Origin of the sequence: Acrocarpospora sp. B8E8, from assembly GCF_039871605.1 — a bacterium.
GTDB classification, from domain to species: domain Bacteria; phylum Actinomycetota; class Actinomycetes; order Streptosporangiales; family Streptosporangiaceae; genus Acrocarpospora; species Acrocarpospora macrocephala.
Genome location: NZ_JBDPLV010000018.1, coordinates 53,510 through 76,418, shown reverse-complemented (window position 1 = coordinate 76,418; position 22,909 = coordinate 53,510). Strand labels below are relative to the sequence as shown.

Annotated in this window: 19 protein-coding genes and 1 tRNA gene; 9 read left to right on the top strand and 11 right to left on the bottom strand. The window is 69.8% G+C overall.

The features are described from left to right. The first annotated feature begins 15 nt into the window (after positions 1-15). The gene (locus ABGB08_RS19470) at positions 16-1,593 is read left to right on the top strand and encodes a DUF885 domain-containing protein (RefSeq protein ID WP_347592183.1); all 1,578 of its coding nucleotides are present in this window, start codon (positions 16-18) and stop codon (positions 1,591-1,593) included. A 99-nt stretch (positions 1,594-1,692) separates the two neighbouring features. Here ABGB08_RS19470 and ABGB08_RS19465 read toward each other — a convergent pair whose 3' ends face one another. Next, positions 1,693-2,331 carry a class II aldolase/adducin family protein gene (locus ABGB08_RS19465; RefSeq protein WP_347592181.1) on the bottom strand — a complete coding sequence of 213 codons (639 nt, stop codon included), beginning with the start codon at positions 2,329-2,331 and terminating at the stop codon, positions 1,693-1,695. Positions 2,332-2,626: 295 nt separating this feature from the next. On the opposite strand from ABGB08_RS19465, the gene ngcE reads away from it, so the two are divergent. The 3 genes from ngcE to ABGB08_RS19450 are packed head-to-tail and all read left to right on the top strand — an operon-like array spanning position 2,627 to position 5,927. Beyond that, on the top strand, positions 2,627-4,075 hold the full coding sequence (ngcE, locus tag ABGB08_RS19460; protein WP_347592179.1) for an N-acetylglucosamine/diacetylchitobiose ABC transporter substrate-binding protein: 1,449 nt from the start codon (positions 2,627-2,629) through the stop codon (positions 4,073-4,075). A 4-nt stretch (positions 4,076-4,079) separates the two neighbouring features. After that, positions 4,080-5,015: a sugar ABC transporter permease gene (locus ABGB08_RS19455; RefSeq protein ID WP_347592177.1), complete on the top strand. Its 936-nt coding sequence runs from the start codon at positions 4,080-4,082 to the stop codon at positions 5,013-5,015. A gap of 3 nt (positions 5,016-5,018) precedes the next feature. After that, positions 5,019-5,927, top strand: coding sequence for a carbohydrate ABC transporter permease (locus ABGB08_RS19450; RefSeq protein WP_155358769.1), 909 nt, complete (start codon positions 5,019-5,021; stop codon positions 5,925-5,927). Between the two features lie 15 nt (positions 5,928-5,942). On the opposite strand, the gene ABGB08_RS19445 is transcribed toward ABGB08_RS19450, so the two are convergent. Beyond that, positions 5,943-8,552 (bottom strand): LuxR C-terminal-related transcriptional regulator, encoded by a 2,610-nt coding sequence (locus ABGB08_RS19445; RefSeq protein ID WP_347592175.1) that lies wholly within the window; start codon positions 8,550-8,552, stop codon positions 5,943-5,945. Positions 8,553-8,847: 295 nt separating this feature from the next. Here ABGB08_RS19445 and ABGB08_RS19440 point away from each other — a divergent pair, with 295 nt between their 5' ends. Beyond that, entirely contained in the window at positions 8,848-9,438 is a 591-nt protein-coding gene (locus tag ABGB08_RS19440; RefSeq protein ID WP_347592173.1) for a hypothetical protein, read from the top strand. Positions 9,439-9,462: 24 nt separating this feature from the next. Continuing rightward, a complete protein-coding gene (locus ABGB08_RS19435; protein WP_155358767.1) occupies positions 9,463-9,735 on the top strand; it encodes a 4a-hydroxytetrahydrobiopterin dehydratase in 273 nt (90 codons plus the stop codon). A gap of 82 nt (positions 9,736-9,817) precedes the next feature. On the opposite strand, the gene ABGB08_RS19430 is transcribed toward ABGB08_RS19435, so the two are convergent. Next, positions 9,818-10,666, bottom strand: a complete 849-nt coding sequence (locus tag ABGB08_RS19430; protein ID WP_347592171.1) for a fused MFS/spermidine synthase — start codon at positions 10,664-10,666, stop codon at positions 9,818-9,820. Between the two features lie 59 nt (positions 10,667-10,725). On the opposite strand from ABGB08_RS19430, the gene ABGB08_RS19425 reads away from it, so the two are divergent. The 3 genes from ABGB08_RS19425 (at position 10,726) to lat (ending at position 14,393) form a co-directional block, all read left to right on the top strand. Next, complete coding sequence (locus ABGB08_RS19425; RefSeq protein WP_347592169.1) at positions 10,726-12,333, top strand: penicillin-binding transpeptidase domain-containing protein; 1,608 nt, start codon at positions 10,726-10,728, stop codon at positions 12,331-12,333. 86 nt (positions 12,334-12,419) lie between these two features. Next, positions 12,420-13,025 (top strand): HdeD family acid-resistance protein, encoded by a 606-nt coding sequence (locus ABGB08_RS19420; protein ID WP_347592167.1) that lies wholly within the window; start codon positions 12,420-12,422, stop codon positions 13,023-13,025. A gap of 99 nt (positions 13,026-13,124) precedes the next feature. Further along, on the top strand, positions 13,125-14,393 hold the full coding sequence (gene lat, locus ABGB08_RS19415) for an L-lysine 6-transaminase (protein WP_347592165.1): 1,269 nt from the start codon (positions 13,125-13,127) through the stop codon (positions 14,391-14,393). Positions 14,394-14,398: 5 nt separating this feature from the next. Here lat and ABGB08_RS19410 read toward each other — a convergent pair whose 3' ends face one another. The 8 genes from ABGB08_RS19410 to ABGB08_RS19375 all read right to left on the bottom strand — a co-directional run bounded on the left by ABGB08_RS19410 (position 14,399) and on the right by ABGB08_RS19375 (position 22,810). Further along, entirely contained in the window at positions 14,399-14,617 is a 219-nt protein-coding gene (locus ABGB08_RS19410) for a response regulator transcription factor (protein WP_155345686.1), read from the bottom strand. 201 nt (positions 14,618-14,818) lie between these two features. Beyond that, a tRNA-His gene (locus ABGB08_RS19405) sits at positions 14,819-14,894 on the bottom strand. A 57-nt stretch (positions 14,895-14,951) separates the two neighbouring features. Then, positions 14,952-15,548 carry an oligoribonuclease gene (gene orn / locus ABGB08_RS19400; RefSeq protein ID WP_155345685.1) on the bottom strand — a complete coding sequence of 199 codons (597 nt, stop codon included), beginning with the start codon at positions 15,546-15,548 and terminating at the stop codon, positions 14,952-14,954. Between the two features lie 22 nt (positions 15,549-15,570). After that, positions 15,571-16,689 (bottom strand): DUF2510 domain-containing protein, encoded by a 1,119-nt coding sequence (locus ABGB08_RS19395; protein WP_347592162.1) that lies wholly within the window; start codon positions 16,687-16,689, stop codon positions 15,571-15,573. Between the two features lie 19 nt (positions 16,690-16,708). Continuing rightward, complete coding sequence (locus ABGB08_RS19390) at positions 16,709-18,094, bottom strand: hypothetical protein (protein ID WP_347592160.1); 1,386 nt, start codon at positions 18,092-18,094, stop codon at positions 16,709-16,711. Next, positions 18,095-19,732, bottom strand: coding sequence for a serine/threonine-protein kinase (locus tag ABGB08_RS19385; RefSeq protein WP_347592158.1), 1,638 nt, complete (start codon positions 19,730-19,732; stop codon positions 18,095-18,097). 139 nt (positions 19,733-19,871) lie between these two features. Further along, on the bottom strand, positions 19,872-22,037 hold the full coding sequence (locus ABGB08_RS19380; RefSeq protein WP_347592156.1) for a serine/threonine-protein kinase: 2,166 nt from the start codon (positions 22,035-22,037) through the stop codon (positions 19,872-19,874). Positions 22,038-22,273: 236 nt separating this feature from the next. Continuing rightward, positions 22,274-22,810: a hypothetical protein gene (locus tag ABGB08_RS19375; RefSeq protein ID WP_155358759.1), complete on the bottom strand. Its 537-nt coding sequence runs from the start codon at positions 22,808-22,810 to the stop codon at positions 22,274-22,276. Positions 22,811-22,909 lie beyond the last annotated feature (99 nt).

Genomic DNA, 22,909 nt, shown 5'->3' with positions numbered 1-22,909 from the left:
ATGTAGGGTCACGGCATGACGCTGCTGGATGAGTTCGTTGACTGGTACCTCGATCAGCATCCGGTCCGGGCGGATCTGCTCGGGGCGGATGGGTACGACCGGACCCTTGGGGACTTTACCGAAGAGGGGTTCGCCCGGCGGGAGCGCGCGGCGGAGCTCTGGCTGGAACGGCTGGAAGGGGTGGTTCCGGCCGATCTGGACGATCGCATCGATCACGAGCTGGCGCTGTCGTACCTGCGGGGGACGGTCGCGAGCGCGCGCTGGCCGGACTGGCGGCGCGATCCCGCGCCCTACCTGGGGACCGTGTTCGGGTCGCTGTACACGCCGTTCCAGCAGCGGCTGCGGCCGGAGGCGGAGCTGGTGAAGGCGGCGCTGTCCCGGCTGGCCGAGGTGCCGGACGTGCTCGCCGCCTGCCGGGCCAACCTCGATCCGGATCTCGCCGCCGAACTGCTCGTCACGCGGGGTCTGGACCAGGCTCGTACGGCCCGGCGTTTCCTCACCGAAACGATCCCCGGCGTGGTCGAGGATCCCACGCTCCGGGCGCGCCTGGCGGAGGCGGCGGAACCCGCGGCCGCCGCGTTCGACGAGCTGGCCGACTTCCTGGCGGGGTTCAAGGCGGGCGGCAGCTGGCGGATGGGCGAAGAGCTCTACTCGACGCTGCTGCGCGAGCGCGAGCTGCTCGGGTACGGCTCCGCCGAGCTGCACGAGAAGGGCAAGGCCGAGTGGGCCGCGCTGGATCTGCGGATGGGCGAGGTCGCGCGCCGGTTGGGCGCGGATGACTGGCGTGCCGCGATGGAGTCCCTGATGGACGACCATCCGCCGACTCTGGAGGCGATGCGGGAGGAGTACGAGGCCGAGACCATGCGGGCGCGCGACTTCGTCCGTGATCACGAGCTGGTGACCTTCCCGGACGGGGAGGAGTGTTTCGTGCTGCCCTCGCCGGAGTTCCAGCGCCCGATCCTGGCCGTGGCCAGCTACCTGGCGCCGCCGCCGCTGACGCCGTCCCGCACGGGGGTGTTCTTCGTGCCGTACACGCCGGACGGCTTCTCCGCCGAGCAGGTACGGCAACGCCTGCGCACCAACTCGCGCGCGCAGATCCCGTCGATCGCCGTGCATGAGACCTATCCGGGGCATCACTGGCATCTGGCCTGGATGGCGGGGAATCCCCGGCGGGTACGGAAGGTCTTCCGGACGCCGTATTTCGCGGAGGGGTGGGCGCTGTATGTGGAACGCATGATGCACGAGCAGGGGTATTTCACGACGCCGCAGACCGAGTTGGCGCATCTGGACTGCCGGATCTTCCGGGCGGCGCGGATCGTGGTGGACACCGCGTTGCACTGTGGCGAGATGACCGTCGAAGAGGCCGAAACGTTCATGTCAACGAAGGCGTCACTGTCGTCGGGGACGGCCAAGGGTGAGGTCAACCGCTACTGCGCGTGGCCGACGCAGGCGCCGTCCTACCTGACGGGCGCGATCGAGATCGAGAACATCCGGGCGGACTTCGGCGGCGATCTGCGGACATTTCATGATGTGCTCGCCGGGAGCGGAGGGCTGCCGCTCGGATTGGCGAGGATGGCGGCGCTGGGTTCCTGAGGGCATCCGGGTTACGCGCCGTTATCCGGCGCCGTTTACGCAGGTGATGCTTCTCGCCGCACCGGCGCCAAAGAGGGGCTGCGGCGTCGGTGGGGATTGCTAGTTCCTGCGAGGGAATGTTGGTGGGTTCAGGGCGCGGTTGATCACGTCCGTTAGTTGGTCGTCGGTCAGGATGGTGGGTTTGCCGATGGTCAACGAGCGGACGTAGAGCTCGCAGAGCCATTCGAGGAGGCGGGTGGAGTCGAAGGCGTCGGTGAGGGTGGTGCCGATGGTCATGCCGCCGTGGTTGGCCATGAGGGCGGCTTTCCGGCCTTCTAGGGCGGCGCGGACGTTTTCGGCTAGTTCGGGGGTGCCGTAGGTGGCGTAGGGGGCTACCCGGATGGGGCCGCCGAGGAGCAGGGCGTTGTAGTGGATGGGCGGGAGTTCGGTCAGGGTGCTGGCGACGACCGTGGTGAACATGGCGTGGGTGTGGACGATCGCGGTCGTCCCGGTGGCGGCGTAGACCGCCAGGTGCATGGGGGTTTCCGAGGACGGCTGGAGGTCGCCCTCGACGAGGTGGCCGTCCAGGGAGACGATGGGGCAGTCGCCGGGCTGGAGCGCGTCCAGGGCCACGCCGGAGGGGGTCACCGCGACGAGGTCTCCGGAACGGGCGCTCAGGTTGCCCGAGGTCCCGATGACGAGGCCGAGTTCGACGGCGCGGCGGCCGTACCTGCACAGATCTCGTCGTAACTCCAACATGCCGGTCAATCTAGGCAATTGTCCGATATAACACCAGCCGGTCTATACCAGTTACCGTTATGGTGGACTCAACACACCTCCAAGACGGCAAACCATCCTCCGGTCATCCTACGTTTATAAGTAGGCATAACCAGGCAAAACGGCGGAAAGGAGTGCGTGGACTGTGCGGATTCATCGCAGTCGGGTTACGGGTTGGTCTAGACCGATCCCGAAGTCTTGACGCCTTCGCGAGCTAGCCGTACGTTCCTCAAACGTTTAGGAAACTTTCCTAATTGATCCCCGCCAGGAGAGTTGCATGACCAACACGCCCCGCGAGATCACGCGCCGCCAGATGTTGCGTCGCGTCGGCCTCACTGCCCTCGTGGCCGGCCCCGCCGCCGGTCTGCTGAGCTCGTGCGCCACCTCCGGTGGCTCGGAGGCGGCCCCCACGACCGCCGCGTCCACCGCCGCCGCCGTGTCCGCCAGCAACCCGTTCGGGGTCAAGGCCGACGCTCCGCTTGAGGTCGTGATCTTCAAGGGTGGGTACAGCGACGAGTACGCCACCCAGTCGCACGAGCCGTTGTACAAGAAGGCGTTCCCGAACGCCACGATCAAGCACCAGGGCATCCAGACCATCGGTCAGACCCTGACCCCGCGCTTCGCCTCCGGCGACGTGCCCGACGTGGTGAACAACTCCGGCACCGACGCCCTGGACGGCGGCGCCCTGATCGGCGCCGGCCAGCTGCTGGACCTGACGCCGCTGTTCGAGGCCCCCTCGGTCGACGACCCGGCCAAGAAGGTCAAGGACATCATCGTCCCCGGCACCATCGAATCCGGCCTCGGCGGCGACCCCGCCAAGCCGTACACGCTGAACTACGTCTACACCGCCTACGGCCTCTGGTACGACTCGGCGCTGTTCGCGAAAGAGGGCTGGACCCCGCCGAAGACGTTCGAGGAGTTCAAGACCTTCGCCGAGGCGGCCAAGGCCAAGGACATCGTGCCGTTCGCGTACGCGGGCAAGAACGCCTCGTACTACGCGTACTGGATGATCCTCATCTCGGCCGCCAAGATCGGTGGCAACGAGATCCTGCTCAACATCGACAACCTGGTCGACGGAGCCTGGAACAACGACGCGATCAAGCAGTCCGCGGCGGCGTGGGCCGAAATCGGCAAATACATGGACAAGTCCTACGAGGGACTGATCCATACCGAGGTGCAGACCCAGCAGAACCAGGGCAAGATCGCGCTTTACCCGTCGGGTTCGTGGCTGGAGGCCGAGCAGGCCAAGGACACCCCGGCCGAGTTCAAGTACGCGGTCGCCCCGACGCCCAGCGTCACCGCGGCCGACAAGATGCCGTACGAGGCGGTCCGCGCCGCCGCGGCCGAGGGCTTCGTCGTCCCGGCCAAGGGCAAGAACGCGCAGGGCGGCCTGGAGTACCTGCGCCAGATGCTGTCCAAGCAGGGCGCCAAGGACTTCACCGAGCGCACCAAGAGCCTCACCGTGGTCATCGGCGCCACCGAGGGCCTGACCCTCTCGCCGGGCCTGCAGAGCGTCGCCGACATGCAGACCGCGGCCGGCCAGAACGTGGTCACCTTCTCCACGTTCGAAGGCTGGTACAAGGAGCTGGAGACCGAGCTACGCAAGCAGACCAACGCGCTGATGTTCGGGCGCATCTCGGCCGAGGAGTTCGCGACCAAGATGCAGGAGGCCGCGGACAAGACCAAGAACGACTCCTCGATCACCAAGCAGACCCGGAACGTGTGATCCGATGCGGCATGGCAAGCTGACGCCCTCGGCGCTGCGCAGGTACGGCTTTATCTTCTCGTTCCTCATCGCGCCGCTGGTGCTCTACATCGTCTTCTTCGTCAGCCCGAACCTGCAGGCCATCCAGCTGGCGTTCACGAACTCGCGGGGAATCTCGCCGACGTTCGAGTATGTCGGGTTCGAGAACTTCACGAAGCTCTTCGACGACGAGGTGTTCTGGGCGGCGGTCCGGCACCACGGGGTCATCCTGCTTGCCATGCCGCTCGTGTCCCTGATCATCGCCCTGTTCTTCTCCTTCCTCCTGAACCTGGGCGGCGGGCAGCGGAACGGGCGCATGGCGGGGGTCTGGGGCTCGGGCTTCTACAAGGTCGTCTTCTTCTTCCCGCAGGTGCTGGCGGTCGCCATCGTGGGCGTGCTGTTCCAGGCGATCCTGCGGCCGGACAAGGACGGCATCCTCAACAGCGCGCTCGGCCTGATCGGGATCGACCCGGTGGGCTGGCTGATCGACCCGAACCTGGCGCTGTGGACCATCATCGGGGTGGCGGTCTGGCAGGCGGTCGGCTTCTACGTGGTGCTGTTCTCGGCGGGCATGGCCTCGGTGCCGAAGGAGATCTTCGAGGCCGCCGCGCTGGACGGCGCGGGCCGGTTCATCCTGTTCTTCCGGGTCACCATCCCGCTGATCTGGAACACCGTGCAGGTCGGCTGGGTCTATCTGGGCATCGCCGCGTTCGACTGCTTCGCCCTGGTCCAGGTGCTCTCGGTGGACCGCGGTGGGCCGGACAACGCCACGACGGTGCTGCCGCTGGAGATCTGGCGGCAGGCCTTCACGTACTACAAGTTCGGCTATTCGTCCGCGATGGGCGTCGCCCTGGTCTTCCTGGTGCTGACGTTCGCGGCGCTCACCCTCCGGGTGACCCGGCGCGAGAGGATCGAGTACTAGATCATGGCCACTCGCACCGTGACCAGAAGCTCCGGGACCAGAAACCCGGGGACCAGGCGCCTCGGGACCAGACGCCAGGGCCCCGGCGTCTTCGGGGGGCTGTCGCACCTCGCGCTGTTCATCTGGACGATCCTCACGGTCGCCCCGATCGTCTACACCTTCCTCAGCTCGTTCAAGACCAACACCGAGCTGTTCGGCGGGAAGTCGCTGGCGCTGCCGGCCAACTTCCACTGGGACGCCTGGGGCCGGGCCTGGGAGAAGTCCAACATCGGCCAATACATGATCAACACCGTGATCGTGGTGGCCATCTCCACGTTTTTCACCATGCTGCTGGGCTCGATGGCGGCGTACGTCCTGGCCCGCTACCGGTTCGCCGGCAACCGCCTGATCTACCTGCTGTTCGTGTCAGGCCTGTCCATCCCCCCGTTCCTGGCGCTCTCCTCGCTGTACAAGGTGGTCCAGAACCTGGGGCTGCTCGGCACCCACGTCGGCGTCGTGCTGGTGTACGTGGCGTTCTCGCTGCCGTTCACGGTCTTCTTCCTGGCGGCCTTCTTCAAGGCGCTCCCGGACACGGTCGCCGAGGCCGCCGTGATGGACGGCGCCTCGCACACCCGCACGTTCTTCCAGATCATGATGCCGATGGCCAAGCCCGGCCTGATCAGCATCACGATCTTCAACGTGATCGGCCAGTGGAACCAGTACCTGCTCCCCATCGTGCTGCTCCCCGGCGACAAGCAGGACCTCTGGCTGATCACCCAGGGCATCGCCAACATCTCCACCAGCGCGGGCTACGAAGCCGACTGGGCCGCCCTGTTCGCGGCGCTGAGCATGGCCATCATCCCCATCCTGATCGTGTACGTCATCTTCCAGCGCCAGATCCAGTCCGGTCTCACCGCGGGCGTGGGCAAGTAGCAGTGGGCAAGTAGCTCAGCTCAGCAGCACCCCGGCCAGGGCCGCCCGGGAGGAGACGCCCAGCTTGCGGTAGACGCGGGCCAGGTGGTCGTCCACCGTGCGGCTGCTGAGCAGCAGCTTGGTCGCGATCTCCTTGCTGGTCATGCCGGTCATCGCCAGCTCGGCGATCTGGCGCTCCCGCCGGGTCAGCAGCTCGCCCCGGCGCGGCGCCCGGGCGGCCAGGCGGCGCTGCTCCCGCTCGGCCTCCTCCACCAGCACGGTGGCCCCGATGTCCAGCGCGATGTTCTTGGCGGTGGCCAGCGCGTGGTGGGCGTCGGTGCGGGCGCCCGCCGTCATCAGCAGGGTGCGCGCTACATGCGGGCGCATGTTGACGTCGCTGAACAGGCCGATCGCCTGCTCGGCGAGGGCTTCCGCGGTGCGCTGGTCGCCTTCGGCCAGGCGGACGCAGGCCTGGGCGCGCAGCGCGAAGGCCCGCTGCGCGGGCAGCGTGAGGGCGTCGGCGGCGGCCATGGCCGCGCTTGCGGCGGCGCTGGCCCAGGCGATCTCGTCGCAGCCGAGCGCGGCCTGGGTGAGCGACTCCAGCCACATCGGCCGGTAACCGGGCTGGCACTGCGGCATGCCGACCCCGCCGCCGATGCCCAGCAGCATCCAGCGGGCCCGGTCGGGTTCCCCCGCGACCAGCAGGACCTGGGCGGACAGGCACACGGTGGTGGCCGACCACCAGCCGTCGACCCCGGCCACCGACTCCCCGGCCCGGGTGGCCAGGTGCACGGCCCGGCCCAGGTCCACGAAGGAGAGGGCCTCGGCGTGGATGGCCTGGACCAGCGCGAGCAGGGTGGGGCTGCCGGACTGGTGGGCGACGTCCTCGGCCTCCTGGCCGAACGTGATGGCCTCGGTCAGGCGGCCGGTGCGGCCGCAGATCTGGGCGGCGGCGGTGAGCACGTCGGCCAGGATGCCGCTGCGGCCGAGCGGCCGGGCCAGCGCGAGCGCGCGGCGGGCGTGCCGTTCCGCGTCGGCGTGCAGCTCCATGAAGAGCTCGGCCCAGGCCAGCCGGCTCAGGCAGGTGAGCTCGCGCATGACCTCGGCGTCGCTGAGGCCGTCGGCCAGCGCCCGGGCTTCGGCGATCGCCTCGCCGGAGGCCTGCGGATTGCCCTCGTAGGCGGCGGTGAAGGCCAGCAGGGAGTGCGCCGCCGCCTCCTCCTCGGGGGCGTCCGCGGCGGCGATCGCCTCGGCCACCTCCGACAGCGCGCCGGCGACGTCGCCCATCTGCAGCCGCAGGGTGGCGAGCTCGCGGTGCAGCCAGGCGCCCTTGCCGCCCTGCCCGACCTCGGCGGCCAGCAGCGAGGCCGACTCCTGGTAGCGGCCGAGCAGCCGTTCCACCACCGCGCAGGCGGCCACCACCTCGCCGCGGGTGCCCACCGGCAGGTGCGGCAGCAGCTCGTGCATGGCGGCCCTGGCCGCCTCCAGCTGCCCGTCGAAGGTGTACGCCCGGGCCAGCAGCACGCGCAGCTCCACAGACGCGGGATCGGTGAGGTCCCCGACCAGGGGCAGGGCGGCCGTCAGCCAGTCGATGGCCGCGGCTGGGGCGACCATGATGGCCTCCCTGGCGGCCTCCATCAGCGTCTTCAGGTCGCCGGGGTCGTGCCTGCTGGCCGTACGGGAGACGTGGTGCGCCACCTCGCGGACCGGCGCGCGGAGCAGGGTGAGCTCGCGGGCGGCCACCCGGTGGGCGCTCATCCGCCAGGCGGGGTCGGCCTTCTCGTAGATCAGGCGGCGGAGCAGGGGATGCCGGAAGCGGAACCTGCCGTTGCCGTCCGGGCGGATCAGGTCGCGCGCGGCCAGCCGGCCGAGGGCCTCGGTGTGCGGGGAGTCCAGCACCATGGCGACGTCGTCGGGGGTGAACTCGTCGCCGAGGACCGCGGCCGACTGGGCCACCAGCAGCTCGGTGGCCGACAGCAGGGCGATCTCGCCGAGCAGCAGGCCGGTGAGGTCGTGGCGGTGGCCGGAGCCGCGGTCCTCCTGGCCGGCCAGGGCCTCCAGGTAGAGGGGATTGCCGCCGCTCTCGGCGTAGAGGGCGCGGAGCCCGGGGCGGTTGCCGATCAGGGCCTCCGCGTCGGCCAGGGCCAGCGGCGGGACCTCGATCCGGGTGTGCGGCACGGCGGCGGGCCCGGCTTCGGCCAGCGCGGCCGGGAGCCGTACGCCGCCCTGCCGGTCGCGGTAGGCGCAGACCAGCAGCACCCGCTCGGAGGGGAGCGGGCGGCGCAGCAGGTAGGCGAGCAGCTCGATCGAGCCGGGGTCGGCCCAGTGCAGGTCGTCCAGGATCAGCACGGCGGGGGCGGCCGCCGCGAGCTGGGCCCGCACCTCCCGGGCGAGCACCAGCCGGTCACCGGTCGGGAACGGATCGAACGCCTCCTCGAAGGCGCGGTAGGGCATCTCCCGCTCGTACTCGGTGGCCCGGCCGCGGCGCACGGTCAGGCCGCGCTTCTCCGCGCGCCGGGCGAACTCGGTGAGCAGCCGGGTCTTGCCGATCCCAGGCTCCCCGACCACCTCGGCAAGACCGCCACGCTCAGCCGCCTCAGCGAGCGCTATCAACTCCGCGACACGTCCGACGAACACGGGACCCATTGACCTCCTCCGCGGCCTGGAGGCCGAGGATTCCCACTCTCGCGGGTGAGTTTTCCTGTTTCACGGACGATCGCCGGGATCGGGTTTGCCTCACTCGGTCTTACATGGTCTCCACAGGCATCACATCCCGCCGGCCCGGCGGTAGACCCTTTCGGACGCAGGCCACTATACGCGCTTCGCGATTTAGCTGTCCCGGCTTTGCTGGCTTCTCGGTAAAGTCCCGTAATACTACGGATGCTAGGAGTTCGGGGACCTGACACCGTGATGTCACCGATCCCGCCTTCTGGGAGATCAGATGAACGAATTTCCCTTCCCCTTCTTCGGGGCAGGCGAAGCCAAGTACTACATGTGGGCCGAGGTCCACGTGCGTTTCGAGCGAGAACCCTCGAGTTACCAGCGCACGGCCATCGAATCGAGCTGTCCTGGACCGCTCCAGGACACGATCGACTGGTCCGAGGGGCGCCAGCTGGTCGTCGCGAGTGGGTTGTTTCTGCACGGTGCGCTGGCCAGGGCCTACCCGGCCAGGTCCGGCGATGAGGATTACCTGGGGGATGACGGCTGGTTCTACGCGGCCGTCTCACGTGTGGAACGGTTCAATTCGGCGATCGAGTCCTGGCTCGGTTACGCCAACGATCACTGTCCGGTCATGATGGCCTACCGGGGCGAGGACAGCGACAGCGGCGGCACCGAGTTCTCCCGGTGGCACGAGTGGAGTGTCACCCAGCTACCCCGGCTGATGCCGGAGCTGGAGCCGATCCTGGCCGAGTCGATCGCGACCCGGCAGCAGACCCACGCCACCCACATGGTGCGCGGGGTCATGTCCATGGCCCGCCGGTCCCGGGCGAAGACCGCGCCCGCGCCGGGGAGTGGCGCTCCGATGTTCTGAGCCGGGGATGGTTAGGCTCGGGCCATGGAAAATGAGCCCGAGCCGCCCTCCTGGACGAGGGACGGCAACACGCTGCGCCGCACGGTCACCGCCCCCGACTTCCCGACCGCGATCGGCATCGTGACCGCCGTGGCGGTGGAGGCGGAACGCATGAACCACCATCCGGACATCGACATCCGGTGGCGTACGGTCCATTTCGCGCTCACCACGCACGACACCGGCGGGCTCACCGACCGGGACTACCAGCTGGCCGGGCACATCGACCGGATCGTGGCCGAACAGGGCGGTTCTTGTTAATCAGAAACCCGTCCCATAGCCAGCCGCATAGCCGCCGACCAGGCGACCCACCGCTGCGGCCGTCCAGATCACGACTTTCTAATTAATAGCCGAAGACGTCCGGGGGCGGCACGGGGGCGACCACCGGTTCGCCGTCCCTGATCGGCGCGGCTCCGGCGATGAAGTTGGTCAGGTCCTCGCCGTGCACGCAGCGGGCCTGGGTGAGGCCGCCCGCCGCACTGCGCACCAGCCGGTCCACCGGCAGCTCGCGGGCCGACCCGACCAGGATCAGGTTGCCGAACCTGCGCCCGCGCAGCACGCCCGGCTCGGCCAGCAGCAGCACGTGCCGGAACGCGCGGCGCAGCGTGGCCACCAGCCGCCGCGCGAACATCAGGCCCTTGCCGTCGGCGGCGTTGACCAGCAGCGTGCCGCCCGGCCGCAGGATCCGCGCGATGTCGGCCAGATACTCGGCCGTGGCCAGCTCCACCGGCATGATCGCGCCGGTGAACGCGTCCAGCACGACCAGGTCGGCGAACGCGTCCTCGATCCCGGTCGCGCCCCGCCGCCCGTCGGTGATCCGCACCTTCAGGCGCGGTACGGACCTGAGCCCGAGCTGGTCGCGAACCAGCTGAACAAGCCCTTCATCCGGTTCGATCACGATCTGCCGGGACCCCGGCCGGGTGGCCGCCACATACCGGGGCAGCGTGAACGCCCCGCCGCCCACGTGCACGACATCCAGCGGCCCACCTGGCAGGATGTCGATGACCGTACCCATGAGCTGCACATACTCGAAGTCCAGATAGGTGGGATCGGCCAGATCCACATAGGACTGCGGCACCCCGCCGCTGCAGAGGACCCACCCGTACGGCCGGTCGAGGTCGCGCAGGAGTTCCACCTCGCCGTAACTCACCGGATACCGTCCCGGCAGGGGCTCCTTCACAACCTTCGCCATTCTGTCTCCTATGCGTGATATATCCAGGAGTGCACTCTCCAACGTCCAGGAGAAACCGTATGCGCAGGCGGCCGCTGCTCGTCCTGATCTCGGTGGCACTCGCCATATTCCTCTCCGGCGTGACCGGCCTGATCCTGAGCGGCCGGAACGAACCCGGTGCCACCGATACCGTAGCCACGCCCACGGCCCAGGCCAGCGTCCCCGCCGATGACCCGCGGGTGGACGAGGAGGGGGACACCCCGGAAGAGGTCGGCACCGCCTACCTGCAAGCCTGGGCCAAGGGCGACCTGAACGCCATGGCGGAACTGCTGGTCGACGTGCCCCCGGAGTTCGCCACCCTGCACCGCGAGTTCCGCACCGCCGTCGGCGCCGACTCGATCGTGCTCTCGTCCGGCAGCGTCAATCCGACCGGCCCGAACAGCGTGGAACTTCCCTTCACCGGCAAGTGGCAGTTGAAGGGGGATGAGGAGATCACCTACCCCTCGGTGCTCCGGCTGCTGAAGTCCGGTCCTTCCTGGAAGGTGGACTGGCTGCCCGACGTCATCCACCCCGACCTCCAGTTCGGCGGCCACGTGGTGCGCAGCCCGATCCCCGGCCAGGCGCCCCGGCTGGCGACCCGGGAGGGCGAGCCGCTGCCGCTGGACAGCGGGGCGGAGCCGTACGTGGCGGATCTGATGGTGGGGGCGCACCCAGGGGAGGCGGGGTGGCTCGCGGAGATCCAGAACCCCGGGGAACCGGCCATCGAGCTGCTCCGCGAGGAGGGCGACGGGCCCGCGCCCCGGGTCACCACCACGATCGACCGCTACATCCAGATGTCGGCCGCGCGGGCGCTGGACGGCGTGGCCAATCCGGCCGCCCTGGTCGCCATCCGGCCGTCCACGGGCGAGGTGCTCGCGGTCGCCGACCGGCTCGGCGGGAAGGGCGCCTTCCAGCAGAAGTTCCCGCCCGGCTCCACCTTCAAGATTGTCACCGCGGCGGCGGTGCTCGGCGCCGGACTGACCACCGACACCCAGGTGGCCTGCCCGGCCCGCTACCAGATCCCGAACGGCCGGTTGATTCTCAACTACCAGAGCAGGGACCACGGCACGCTCTCCCTCCGGCAGGCGTTCGCGCAGTCCTGCAACACCACGTTCGCCCAGCTCGCGGTGGAGCGCCTGACCGCCGACACGCTGGTCGCCGAGGCGGGCAGGTTCGGCTTCGGCGGCGACCTGGCCACCGGCGCGGGCGGCACCTGCGGGTCGCTCACGCCGCCGGGGAACGACGACGCGATGGCGGAGGACTCCTTCGGGCAGGGCACGGTGGAGGCCAGCCCGCTGTGCATGGCGGCGATGGCGGCGGCCGTGCAGAACGGGACCTGGCGCTCGCCGCACCTGCTGCCCGCGGCCCAGCTCCCGCAGCCGATGCCGCGCGAGCTGCCCGCCGACGTGGTGGCCGCGCTGCGCGTGATGATGGCGGCCGTGGTCACCGAGGGCACCGCGATGAACGGCGGGCTGCCCGCCGGGGTGGCCGGGAAGACCGGCACCGCCGAGGTCGGGCAGGGCCGGCCCGACCACGCGTGGTTCGTGGGCTACCAGGACGATCTGGCGTTCGCCGTCTTCGTCGAGAACGGCGGCACGGGCGCGGGCGCCGCGGTCCCGGTCGCGGCACGCTTCCTCAACGCGCTGTAGTTTGTCATGATTGACCCCAATTTGGGCGATATGAGGGCTTGGCGACAGCCTCCTGGTGGACACGTACTAGGGATGGAGGTGGCGTCATGGCCAATAGGAATACCGACATCCACTCCGGGGCCAAGGGCACGGAGATGGCGCCAGAACGATGGTGGACGCTGGCCGTACGCGGCGTACTGGCGATCATCTTCGGTCTCATCGCGCTGATCTGGCCCGCGATAACCCTGAAGGCCCTGGTCATCGTCTTCGGCGTGTACGCGCTGATCAACGGAGCGACCACGATCCTGGGCGCGTTCCGGGACCGGCCCAGCGGGGAACGCGGCTGGCTGATCCTCTCCGGCCTGGTCAGCCTGGCCGCGGGCATCGCGGTCCTGGTCTGGCCGCGCATCACCGCGCTGGCCCTGATCTGGCTGATCGGGGCCTGGTTCCTCATCACCGGCATCGTCGAGATCGTGGGCGCGGTGATGCGGCGCAAGGAGGTCGAGGGCGACTGGAGCATGCTCCTGAACGGCGTGCTCGCGGCGCTCTTCGGCCTGATCCTGATGCTCTGGCCGGGCGCGGGCGCGATCGCGCTGGTGGCGCTGATCGCGATCTTCGCCATCGTGCTGGGCGCCGCGATGCTGGTGCTGGCGTTCCGGGCGCGGAACGTGACGCACCATCCCGGACATCGCGCGCATCCCATGGCGGCGTGAAGAACATCCGGGAATGGACCTCTATAGGAGGAAGCTATTCACATTTCCAGCCGTGTGTGAGGCAATCATGTTGTCCGTACGACTCGATGAGGAGGCGACATGGATGACGTGCACGCGCGGCTGGGGCGGTACCTGCTGGTCGACGGGTATCGGCTGGTTCTCGATCTGGAGCGGAGCAAGGGCTCCTGGCTGGTCGATGCCCGCGACGGCAGGAAATATCTGGACTTCTACACGTCGTTCGCCTCCGCGCCGCTGGGGATGAACCCGTTCGACGACGAGCCGGAGTTCCTGGCCCGGCTGGGCCGGGTGGCCGCCAACAAACCCGCCAACTCCGACCTCTACACCGAGGAGCTGGCCGGGTTCGTGGAGACGTTCATCCGGGTGCTGGGCGATCCTGAGCTGCCGCACCTGTTCTTCGTGGAAGGCGGCGCGCTCGCCGTGGAGAACGCCGTGAAGTGCGCCTTCGACTGGAAGAGCCGCTGGAACGAGGGGCACGGCCGCCATCCCGGGCTCGGCACCCAGGTGCTGCATCTGAGTCACGCCTTCCATGGCCGCAGCGGCTACACCCTCTCGCTGACCAACACCGAACCCGTGAAGACCGACCGGTTCCCCAAGTTCGGCTGGCCCCGCGTCGATGTCCCCGCGATCCACTTCGGGAATGTCGAGCGGGCCGAGGAGCGCGCGCTGGACCAGGCGGCCGAGGCGTTCCGGCGGCATCCCCACGACATCGCCTGCTTCATCGCCGAGCCGATCCAGGGCGAGGGCGGCGACAACCACATGCGGCCCGGGTTCCTCCAGGCCATGCAGGAGCTGTGCCACCGGCACGAGGCGCTGTTCGTGCTGGACGAGGTGCAGACGGGGGGCGGGCTGACCGGGACGCCCTGGGCGTACCAGCAGCTGGGTCTGGCCCCGGACATCGTGGCGTTCGCCAAGAAGACGCAGGTCGGCGGGATCATGGCCGGGCGGCGGGTGGACCTGGTGCCGGACAACGTGTTCCAGGTGAGCGGGCGGATCAACTCCACCTGGGGCGGCAACCTGGTGGACATGGTGCGATCCCGGCGGCTGCTGGAGATCATCGAGCGGGACGGCCTGATCCCGCGCGCCACGATCCTGGGCGAGAAGCTGCTCGGCGCGCTGCGCGGCCTGGAGGACGAGGGCCTGCTCGAGCACGCCCGGGGCCGGGGGCTGATGTGCGCCTTCGATGTGCCCGGCGATCGCGGCGAGCTGATCAGGAGACTGCGCGAGAACGAGGGCGTCCTGATGTTGCCGTGTGGCGAACGCTCGGTCCGGCTCCGTCCGGCGCTCAACGTCGCCGCGGAGGACCTGGACTTCGGCCTCAGCCGCCTGGCCGCCGCGCTGCGGCCCTGATGCGCCTACTCCGCGGTGTTCGCGGCACGCCAGAGGTCGATGGCGGTGACCCGGGAGTCCACGCCGAGCTTGGAGTAGATCCGGTTGACGTGGTTCTTCACGGTCTTCTCACTGAGGAACAGCCGCTGGGCGATCTCGCCGTTGGAGTGTCCGGTGGCGATGAGGTCCATGACCTCGGTTTCGCGCTTGCTGAGGCTCGTTCCGGTCCGGTCATCGACTCTCATCCGGCCTCCGTGGGCAGAGTCAAGGCGCCGAGGCCCCCGCGCGTCCGGCGTAGCGGTTGTGGCTAGCGGTTGAGTGCGAGCATAACCCGCGATACGGACCTTTGGGGCGATGTCGGCCGACTACTCGCGCGCAATTGCCCGGTTGGCGGTTCCGCAGGCGGGAAAGCGGAAGGCCGGTCCATAGGGACCGGCCTCTCTCGCTGGGGTGAGTGATGGGACTTGAACCCACGACATCCAGGACCACAACCTGGCGCTCTGCCAGCTGAGCTACACCCACCATGTCCGCCGCTTGATCGCTGCGTACAAGGATGAGTGTAGCGGTTTCAGATGCCAACTACGAACTTGTAATCGCCTCGGCCACGTCGCGCGCCGTGGCCGAGTCGGGACCGGGCTGCGGCACGAAGACCGCGGCCCGGTAGTACCGCAGTTCCCGGATGCTCTCGGTGATGTCGGCCAGGGCCCGGTGCCCGCCCTGCTTCTCGGGCGAGGCGAAGTAGACCCGCGGATACCAGCGCCGGGCCAGCTCCTTGATGGAGGAGACGTCGATCATCCGGTAGTGCAGGAAGGCGTCCACGATCGGCATGTCGCGAGCCAGGAACGAGCGGTCGGTCGCGATCGAGTTGCCGCACAGCGGCGCCTTCTTCGGCTCGGCCACGTGCCCGCGGATGTACTCCAGCACGATCGACTCGGCCTCGGCCAGCGTCACCCCCTCGGCCAGCGCCTCCAGCAGCCCGGAGGCGGTGTGCATCGAGCGCACGACCTCCGACATCTGCTCCAGCGCCTCCGGCGGCGGCTTGATCACGACATCCACCCCGGCGTCCACCTGGTTCAGCTCGCCGTCGGTGACCACGCAGGCCACCTCGACGAGCGCGTCCCGGCCGAGGTCGAGCCCGGTCATCTCACAGTCGATCCAGACCAGCAGGTCGTTCATGACCTAAGAGTAGTGCGCGTGGTCAGCCCGCTTGGAGCGAGTCCAGCACCTGGTCAAGTACGGACACGTTGAGATTGTCGGGAATCGAGGCGTAAAACAGCGAAGGCCGCTGCCCCGGACCCTGATCCACCAGCACGAACGCGCCCGGTTCGGTCTTCCACTTCCAGTCGTTGGCCTTGGATTGCTCGGTGAAATCCATCACGTACGAGACGATCCAAGCATCCTTCCCACTCACCTTGATCGCCTCATTCTTGACGATCTTCCGCTCGTGCGCCGGACGGTAAAAAATCGGTTCGTACGCGACGAGCAGCGCACTGGTCACATTCCGCAGATCCTGCGGCCCGCTGTACGGGAACACCTCGGGCAACCGCGCGGCGTAGATCGAGCCCACCCAGTGGCTGCCCTCGTTGCCGTCGAAGTTCTCCTGCGAGATCGCCTGGTAGCCGCTGGTGAACACCGGCATCGAGGGATTGCTCGGGGAGTTGATGCTGTCCGCCTTCGGCACTGTCCACGGATCGCCGGGGAACAGGTAGGACAACCCGGCCACCGGGTCCTGGATCCGGTCCCCGCTCGGCTGCGGCAGCTCGGTGAGCGGCTGCTGGCTGGGCGGCGGCGAGGGCTCCTCGCTCGGCGGGTCCTGGGGCTGGGTCTCCGGCGGCAGCGCCGGCTCGCTCGTGCTGGGCTGCGCGACGGGCGTCTCCGCCCCCCGGTTCACGAACACGAAGATCGCGCCGCCGATCAGGGCGAGCGCCACCACGATCGCGATCCCGCCCAGAATCCACGGCGCCGGCGAGCTCTGCTTCGGCGGCGGCCCGCCGAACTGCGGCTGCGGCAGCATGGAGGTCGGGTTCGGCTGCCCCCACTGCGGCTGCCCGCCAGGGCCGGGACCCCACTGCTGCGGCGGCTGCGGGCCGCTCGGCTGGGTCCAGGGCGTCGACGGTGTCGTGGGTGCCGGGGGCGTCGACGGTCCGGGGAGCGGCTGCACCGCCGTGGGCGCCGCCGCCGCGGGATCGGCTGGAGCCGTCGCCGCGGCCTGCTGCTCAAGCGGATGGGTGGCATCGGTCCACTGCGAACCGTCCCACCAACGAAGCTGGGGGGAGCCGTAAGGGTCGGGGTACCAACCGGCCGGGGTCGTCGTCATGCCCGAAAGCCTAGTGAAGTCAGCATTTGTACGAGAAGCTCGCTCTGTCCTGAATGGGTTTCCCGGTAGCGGTGTGATCCAGGATCCGCAGAGTCGCGGTGCCCTTGAGGGTACCCGGCCCTGTCACCTTCCAGAGCAACGGCAATTCCACCGATTTCGTGCCAGACTCCACCCGCTGGGTTTGCCGGGTTTTGCGCCCGTCGCTCTGCTCCCACACGTAGGAGAAGGTCCCCGCGCCGCCGTTGGTGCTGACCAACGCGACGATCTTGGCGGTGGAGTCGCAGCCCTGGACCTTCTTCGGAGCCCGCACGTCCACCTTGGCCACCTCCAGGACCAGCCCGGGAGCCTGCCGGATCCACAGGATCACCGCGGCGACCAGGATGGCCAGCAGGATGCTGCCCGCCCACGCGGTGCGCCGCCGGGACGGGCGCTTGGCCGCGACCGGGCCCGCGTGACCGCGCAGGTCGGGAGTGTGCTGGGTGGACTGCCCCTGCCGCCAGATCTGCGCGGCCGACGTCTCGACCGGAACCCCGGGACCGAACCGCAGGCCCTGCCCGCCCGAGGGACCGGGCTGGGGACCGGGCTGGGTCGGGTCCTGGCCGCGGAACACGGCGGGGTCGAGCAGCGTGCGCATCTCGCCCGTCTCCGGCACGGCGGCCGGGGGCGGCGAGGTCGGCACGCTGGCGGAGGACCACACGTGCAGCGTCTGGACCAGCCGCTCGCGGGTGGTGAACCCGGCCGGCAGCACGTCCCGCCCGCCCAGCAGGGTGTCCCTGGCCGCGCCCAGACCCCGGGTGGCGGCCATCGCGGCCGCCCGGTCCAGCAGCTGCGCGGACTGGCCGGCGGCCCAGCTGGCGGCCAGACCCCTGGCCAGGCCCGACCAGGCGGCCACGTCCCGCTCCACCGAGGTGGGCTCGCTGCGCAGCGCTTCCAGCAGCCCGCGCTCGGCCAGCAGGGCCGTGCCGTCCTCGCCGATCACGATCGTGCCCGGGTGCAGCGCGCCATGGGTGAGACCGGCGGCGTGCACGGTGAGCAGGGCCTGGGCCGACTCCACCAGGATGGTGGCGGCGCTGCCCGAGTCGGGCGTGCGCCCGCCGTCCACCAGCAGCTCGGCCACCGTGGGCATGGCCCGGCGCCCGCTGATCAGCCAGACGTCGCCGCGCGCGGTCACCAGGTCGGCCACCGGCAGCAGGCCGGTGTGCCCGCCCTGCTGCAGCCGCCGGTCCGCGCTGACCGCCGCCACCAGCCGGTCCCGCGCCGCGGGATCGGCCAGCAGGCGCTGCTCGAAACGCAGCAGGCCGGACGGAGTGCCGTCCGGCGCCACTGCGTCATGCCAGGTGCCGACCTCGCTGATCCGGACCCGCCCGGTCAGCCGGTGCCCGGCGACGCTCCCCCCGTCGTGCATTTACCGCCGCCTCCGATGCCTTCCCACGAATCGCCTCACGGCAAGTGTGGCGGGTATCAGGCCCGTCGTCATCAGGCCGACGGCGAAGACCCCGGCCGCGGTCGTGGCCAGCGGGCTCTCGCTGGGCTCGGCATCCGGGCTGGCGAGCCCGATGGTCGGCTCCTCCCGCGGCGTGGTCGGCGGCTCGGTGCTGGGCGCCGGCGTGGTCGGCGGCGGTGTGGTTGGCGGGGGAGTGGACGGCGGGGGTGTCCGCGTCGGCGTCGGCGTCCGCGTCGGGGTGGGGTTCGGCGGGTTGCCGGGGATCGTCGCCGTCGGGTCGGGCGCCTCCGGGGTCGGCGTCTTCGACGGCTTCTTAGTCGGCTTGGGCGTCGGCTTCTTGGTCGGCTTGGGCGTCGGGGTCGGCTGGGGTTGCGGAGCCTGGGTGGTGGGCGCGGTGGTCGGCGGGGCGGGGTCGGTGGGGTCCTCCGCCGGCGCCGTCGACTCCTCCGGGACCACCGGCTCCTCGGTGTCCTCGACCTCCTCCACCGGGACCTCGCTTTCCTTGACGTCGGCGCCCCCCGCCGAGGCGGTCGGCGAGACCGTGGTCTCCCCGGCCTGCAGGGTGGTGCCGCTGAGCGACCCGACCACCACCGCGGTGCCCCCGGCGATGACGGCCATGCCGACCACGGTAATGCCGATCTTTATGATCGCCTTGCTGAACAGGCCGCCGCCCAGCTTGCTCTCGCCCAGCGCGGTGTTGACCTCGGGGGCCTCCTCGGTGAGCGGGAAGAACGGCAGCAGCAGCCCGGCCAGCGCGGCCAGGCGGCGCCGCCCGCGCTCCTCCCAGTTGTCGCCGTACGCGTCGGCGGCGACGCCCTCCAGCTCGCGCAGGAACGACTCGGCCGAGGGCGGGCGGTCCGCGGGGTGCTTGGCCATGCCGCGCTCGATCAGGCCCTGCAGCTGGGGCGGGACCTCCTCGATCGGGGGCGCGGCGGCCTGGTGCTGGCGGGCCAGCGCGGCCAGGTTGGTGGCGCGGAACGGCCGGGTGCCGGTGAGGCACTCGAAGAACACCACGGTGGCCGCGTAGACGTCGGTGGCCGGGCCCGCCGACGCGCCGGACCACTGCTCCGGCGCCATGTACGCCGGGGTGCCGGACACGTTGGTGCCCTCTCCGGCCCGGGCGGCGATGCCGAAGTCGACCAGCTTGCTCTGGCCGTCGGCCTCCACCATCACGTTCTCGGGCTTGAAGTCCCGGTGCACGATGCCCATCTCGTGGGCGATCCCCAGGCCGATCACCGCACCCTTGAGCACGACCAGCGCCGCCTCGGGACCGGTCGGGCCCTCGGAGCGGAGCATCGCGCGCAGCGAGACGCCGTCCACGAGCTCCATCACGATGGCGGCGCCCTGGGGGTGCTCGACGTACTCGTAGAACCTGGCGGCGTGCGGGTTGCGCTCCATCAGTGCGAGCAGGCGGGCCTCATGCCGGAAGCGGGCCACGAAGCTCAGGTCGGAACGCAGCTCCTCGGACAGGTATTTGATCGCCACCAGCGTGCCGTCGGCATCGTGTCTGGCGAGAACCACCTGCCCCGCGCCGCCGGTCCCCAGCTCGCGCATCTCGGTGTAGCCGGGAACGCGCCAGGCGGCCGGTCTGCCGTACATAACGGTCTCCTTACAATCCCCGGGCCCCCCGCCACGACGAACACGTATCCTAGTGATCCACAAGAAGGTGCAGCGAATAGTCACGACATAGTCGTGGATGGTGTCAGAAAGAGACCATTGTGGCGTACGTGACGAAATGTCATTCGATGATCGCGCAATTGGCGACTTTTTGGTCTCGGGTGGGCGAGCGGCCGAAGGCCGGGTCGGTCACCGCGGCCAGGCTGTAGTAGGTGTCGCAGAGCATGCCGAAGTCGAAGTTCACCGTGACCGAGTAGCTGGTCTCGCCCGACAGCGTGAAGGTCTGCGTGTTCACCGGGTTGGCGCCACCCTCGCCGCGCGCGTAGGTGGTGGTCAGCTTGACCGGGCCAGGGCCGTCCGTGGTCACCCGGACCGTGCTCGTGATGTTCCCGTTGCCGTCCCGCTGCCCGCCCAGGCTCACCGTGAGGCCGATGACCTTGGCCGCGTCGCAGTCCGCCTTGACCTCCTTCTGCACGCTGCCGGAAGGTCCGTCCGGATCGGTGCTCGCGGTGAAGCCCACCGCGCCCGTGCAGACCGCCTTCGGGAAGGTGTAGGTGAAGGTCCTGGTGTAGGTGCGCTGGCCGGACAGGCGCAGCGCCTGCAGGGTGGAGGACTGGCTCGCGCCGGTGAAATCGCCGTTCAGCTCGATCCGGCCGGTGCCGTCGGTCGCCACCTTGACGGTCGCGGTGACGGTCTTGCCGCTCTTGTCGATCGCGACCGACCGCACGGCCAGGTCGGTCACCTGGGTCGGGCAGGCGGCGACCTTGGCGGTGGCGGTCACGGCGCCGGTGGCGGCGGCCGGGCTGGTGGTGGCCACGATGCCCCAGGTGCCGGCGCAGGGCCGGGTGCCCAGGTCGCGGCTGACCGCCTTGGTGTATTTCTTCGCCCCGCTCAGCGCCATCGACTGGGAGCCGACGACCTTGCCGTTCACGGTGAACTTCACGGTCAGCGTGGTCTTGGCGACGCCGTCGGTGACCACCGAGACCGTGCCCTTGGCCAGCGGCGCCGACGCCGAGGAGGCCAGCGAGAGACCGCCCACGTTCACTCCGAGCACCTTGGCCGGCGCGTCCAACGCGCGCGTGGGGGTGGGCGTCGGATCGGGTTCGGGCGTCGGTTCCTGGGTGGGCTCTTCGGTCGGCTCTTCCGTGGGTTCCTCGGTCGGTTCCTCGGTGGGTTCGTCCGTCGGCTCCGCGGTGAACTCCGCGGTCGGGGACGGCAGCTCCTCCGCCACCACCGGGGTCACGTCCTTGATCGGCTCGTCGCTGGAGCCCAGGATGTACGCGGTGATCCCGCTGCCCGCCACGACCAGGGCCGCGGCGCCGATGACGACCTTGCCCAGCAGGCTGCGCCCGAACGCGCCGAGCGAGGACTTGAACAGCGTGGTGCCGACCTGCGGCACGCTCCCGCCGCCGCCCATCGGGAACAGGGCCGCGGCCAGGCCGGCCAGCGCGGCCAGCTTGCGGCGGCCGGTGGCCTCCCAGTCGGGCCCGTACGCGGCGACGGCCACCGCCTCCAGTTCGGCCACGAACATGGCCGCGGTGGCGGGCCGCAGGCGCGGGTCCTTCGCCATGCCCCGCTCGATCAGGCCGCGCACCGGCACCGGCACGTCCCCGGCCGGGATCGGCGCGGTCTGGTGCATGTGCATCAGCACCACATGCTCGGTCGCCTGGTACGGCCGCCGCCCGGTCAGGCACTCGTAGAACACGGCCGTGGCGGCGTACACGTCGGTGGCGGGGGAGGCCGGATGCCCGGCCCACTGCTCCGGCGCCATGTACGCCGGGGTCCCGGCGGGGGTGCCGGCGTCGCCCGCCTTGACCGCGATGCCGAAGTCGACCAGCTTGCTGGTGCCGTCCGCCGGGACGACCACGTTCTCCGGCTTGTAGTCGCGGTGCACGACGCCACGCTGGTGGGCGGCGGCCAGGCCGAGGAGCGAGCCCTTGAGCACGGCCAGCGCCGCCTCGGCCCCGGTGCCGCCTTCGGCCCGCAACAGCGCGCGCAGTGGCGCGCCGTCGATCAGCTCCATCACGATGGCCGCGCCCTCGGGTGTCTGTACGTATTCGTACAGTTTCACCACGTGCGGGTCGTCGACCTCGACGAGCAGGCGGGCCTCGTCGCGGAAACCGTCGAGGAAGCCCGGCTGCCCACGCAAGTCCTCGGAGAGGTACTTGATGGCCACATGGGCGCCGGACGCCTCGTGCACCGCGAGCACGACTCGGCCTCCGCCGCCGACTCCGAGAGTGCGCACCTCGGCATAGCCGGGTACGCGCCAGTCGCCGGGGGGAACCATGGAGGCCTCCTGTGGTGGTGCATGAAGTAGACGCCCTGCCGAACCGATCGGTTGACCGGATTGTTCGGAATTGACGTGTGACGCCGCGTGAGCGGATCAACGTTAGGGCGACAAAAGGAGACCTCTCGGACTATGTCCGTTTTTGTACGAAGAATGGACCACTCTGAACAGGACCACTTGGCGCGTCGAAGAGAACGCCAAAGAGAACGGTCGAGCCGTCGGCGGTAGCCGTACCCCTAGATCACGCGTTCCAGGAGGCGGAGCTCCTCGCGTGGGCGGGGCACTTCAAGGGCAGGGGTGCCCAGGATGCGCCGTACGTCGATCGCGCCCGGATCGCCCTCGCGGGCCCCCGGCACCTGGGAGTGGCCGAAATGCCCTCCTCGCGCCCACAGGCGGCCATCGCCTCCGCCTGCGAGGGAGTGCGGGAACGGCAGGGGTGGACCGGCCGGCCAGCGGCGGGGCACCTCCCAGGAGTCGAGCCAGGCCAGGATCTCGTCCAGCCCGTCGAGCTTGCTGTCGGTGAAGGGTTCCTGTACCGAGCCGAGCACCCTGATCTGGATGCACGCCCGGCCATGCCGGTTCAGGTCGCCGCCCAGGCCGCAGGCCGCCCGGGAGGGCGGGAGCTGCTGGACGATCTGCCCGAGCACCGGGTTCCACACCAGGTGCGCGGGGCGGTTCAGCTGGACGAGCCGCTGAGCGACGGATTTGGCCGAGATCCCTTGTGGGTCGGTCGGCCAGATGAACCAGACCACCCGAGGCGCGCCGCCGTTCATGGGGCCGGCGTCCTGGGGAGCGGGAATTCGACTGGCAACGGGTAGCCATGCCTGGGCCACTGTGCCCCCTCATGTCCTTGGTCGCCTGTTTTCTCCCCT